Below are 1,338 nucleotides of genomic sequence, written 5' to 3'. Positions count from 1 at the left end.
AAAGCCCCAATAAATTGGGGATAGCACTGAAAGCCGGGGGCTGTCAGATCTGGTCGAAACTAATTCATGTAATGTCACGCATGGTGTTGTTCTAGTTTGTTTTTGGCGAAATTGATTAGATCAAACAGCACCATGCGTGTCTACTAATTGATTGTAAAATAAATTATCTGGGGATTCCCTAGCCTACTATTAATAAGGTTTTATTAAGTTAGCAACTTCTCTTAATATATCTTCTTCACTAGCAACAATACAGTTAGTCAAGTCACCTGATGTTCGCCCTAAATACTCTTGCCCAATAAGAATACCGCCTTCATGTTTAGTTAGTATCACTCTCTGCCTAGAATACTTTTCATCTTTAGGTGACAAATATAAAAATTTATCAGTGGAGTAAATTATTTCCATTACACCAGGAATTGGAATAATCATATTGGCCAACCTACTTTCACCTTTACCTGACAATAGTTCTTCCCAAACAGAATTTTTTTGACTCTCAAGACCTTCCATAGAAAAATAACTATATATATATGCACTAGATTTCGTATAAAAGCCTACTGTATTCTTCACGCCAAAACTACAGACATAAAATACCTTAGCTTTTGGCAAAAAAAACTCCCCGGTGCTCAGCTGGTGTTTTTCACCCCTTTCTTTCACACCTTCAGAACATGCTTGGCCAGAAAAGGTTAAAAACATGATTAATAGTACATTTTTCACAATCACCCTCCTGTTGCCGAAGCAACATCATCAGCTAGCTTATATAGAAAACCTTCTACCTTGTTAGGGTTCATATCAAATACAGCATTTTTTACCTGACCACTAAAGCTATACTGATCTACCATGATTTTTCCTATTTTATTACCTACTTTTTGTAATGTCGTTCTAGCCCATGTAGATCTGATATTCACCATTGAATCAGTAACTCTTAACTCAAAATCTAAAATGTCGCTGCAAGCATAAGCTGACATAGGCTGCCTCCAATTTTCAATTACTTAGCTAAATGATGTAACCATAACCTGACATAAAATATAACCATAAGCTGACAAATTAGTGTAGCCTTTTTAAGGCCATGGTTATGGCATGTACTTTTGCAACATCCGGATATTTTAAAAATCACTGACAGCGCTGCATAGCAAGGGCAAGACTAGCATCGGTCAATTACACCAGTAGCAGCTCAGGCTCAAATCGCTCCAACTGTGGGCAAACACTATACACTTCGGCCAAACAGCAGAAATCAAGTTACAGGAAGGGGCCCCAACAGTACGGGGCCCATGCACTATTGAACTTAGCTGCACTGGCCCATATTGCACCATCTGCCGGCAGACACTGAGCGCTTCTACTGGC

At 38.7% G+C, this 1,338-nt stretch carries 2 protein-coding genes; both read right to left on the bottom strand.

Annotation, left to right across the window (positions count from 1 at the left end; all coding sequences use genetic code 11):
* Nucleotides 1-189 precede the first annotated feature (189 nt).
* The gene (locus L876_RS0116290; RefSeq protein ID WP_028764766.1) at nt 190-711 is read right to left on the bottom strand and encodes a hypothetical protein; all 522 of its coding nucleotides are present in this window, start codon (nt 709-711) and stop codon (nt 190-192) included.
* A gap of 2 nt (nt 712-713) precedes the next feature.
* Entirely contained in the window at nt 714-962 is a 249-nt protein-coding gene (locus L876_RS0116285; RefSeq protein ID WP_028764765.1) for a hypothetical protein, read from the bottom strand.
* Nucleotides 963-1,338 lie beyond the last annotated feature (376 nt).

The sequence above is a fragment of the Shewanella colwelliana ATCC 39565 genome, assembly GCF_000518705.1.
GTDB classification, from domain to species: Bacteria; Pseudomonadota; Gammaproteobacteria; order Enterobacterales; family Shewanellaceae; genus Shewanella; species Shewanella colwelliana.
This window is presented reverse-complemented; position numbering and strand designations above follow the sequence as displayed.

What these genes read in the sequence shown, in the direction of transcription:
- L876_RS0116285 (WP_028764765.1), bottom strand. Translation starts at nt 962, where the DNA reads ATGTCAGCTTATGCTTGCAGCGACATTTTAGATTTTGAGTTAAGAGTT.